The sequence below is a fragment of the Paraburkholderia sp. SG-MS1 genome (genome assembly GCF_012275575.1).
In the GTDB taxonomy this organism is placed as follows: domain Bacteria; phylum Pseudomonadota; class Gammaproteobacteria; order Burkholderiales; family Burkholderiaceae; genus Paraburkholderia.
The window spans coordinates 1-1,323 of sequence record NZ_NPIH01000035.1 but is presented as its reverse complement, the minus strand read 5'-3'; the positions used below and the strand labels follow the sequence as shown (position 1 = coordinate 1,323).

The window sequence follows — 1,323 nt, the reverse complement described above, 5'->3', positions numbered from 1 at the left end:
GCCCTCACCCGAGCGACCGTCCCCGCCCCGCTCAAGACTCGCCGGCGAGGCTCAACTGCGCGTCGCACAAGCGGCGCGCGTACGCACTCGCGCCGACCGGCCGGCTGTACAGATACCCCTGCTGCTTGTCGCAATCGATCGTGCGCAGAAAGGCCGCCTGCTCGACGGTCTCCACGCCTTCCGCGGTCACGTTCATGCCGAGCGAATGCGCCATCGCCACCACGGCCTGCGTGATCGCGATCGAATCGCGATGATCCGGCAAGCCCGCGACGAACGAGCGGTCGATCTTCAGGTTGTGCAGCGGAAAGCGCTTCAGATACGACAGCGACGAATAACCTGTGCCGAAGTCGTCGACCGACATCCGCACGCCCATCTTGCTCAGCGCGCTCAGGATCGGCAGCACCGTTTCGCTGTCGCTCATCAGCAGCCGTTCGGTGATCTCGAGTTCCAGCGCCGCGGGTTCGAGCCCGGACTCCTCCAGACAGCCCTCGATGCGCTCCAGCAGCCCATCGTTGAATTGCCGCGGCGAGAGATTCACCGCGACGATCAGATCCGGTGCCAGCGTGCGCCGCCATTGGGCGACCTGCGCGCAGGCCCGTGCCAGCACCCAGCCGCCGATCTCGACGATCAGGCCCGCGTCTTCGGCGACCGGAATGAATTCGCCCGGCGACACGTTGCCGAGTTCGGTGTTATACCAGCGCAGCAGCGCTTCGGCGCCGATCGTGCGGCCATCCTGGCTATCGACGATCGGCTGGTACACGAGGCTCAGCTCGTCGGCGGCGAGCGCGCGCCGCAATGACTGCTCGATCGTGAAGCGCCGTTGCAGACGCTGGTTCAGCTCGGCGGTGAAGAACTGGAAGTTGTTGCGGCCGCGCTGCTTCGCGTGATACATCGCCGAGTCGGCGTTGCGCATCAGCGTGGCGACGTCCTGGCCGTCCTCGGGAAACAGACTGATGCCAATCGACGCCCCCAGGTAGTATTCGTTGCCAGCCACCGCGAACGGCACCGCGATCATGTCGAGGATGCGGCGCGCGAGCCCGATCAAATGCCCGCTGTTCTCGTACGCGCTGATCACGATCACGAACTCGTCGCCACCCACGCGCGCGAGCGTGTCGCGGCGTCCGACGCAGGCCGACAGCCGATCCGCGACGCTGCACAGTAACGCGTCGCCGGCCTCGTGACCGGCGGTGTCGTTGACCTTCTTGAAGCCGTCCAGATCGACGAATAACACGGCGACGCTCGCCAGTTCGCCGCCGGCCGCCACGCCCGGTTCGAACAGGTCACGCATCCGTTCGGTGAGATAAGCGCGGTTGTACAGGCCGG

General features: G+C 66.1%; 1 protein-coding gene. It reads right to left on the bottom strand.

Annotation, left to right across the window (positions count from 1 at the left end):
* Nucleotides 1–31 precede the first annotated feature (31 nt).
* Nucleotides 32–1,323: putative bifunctional diguanylate cyclase/phosphodiesterase (locus tag CIC12_RS02845; RefSeq protein ID WP_168661979.1), on the bottom strand; the 1,292-nt coding region annotated here is incomplete at its 5' end.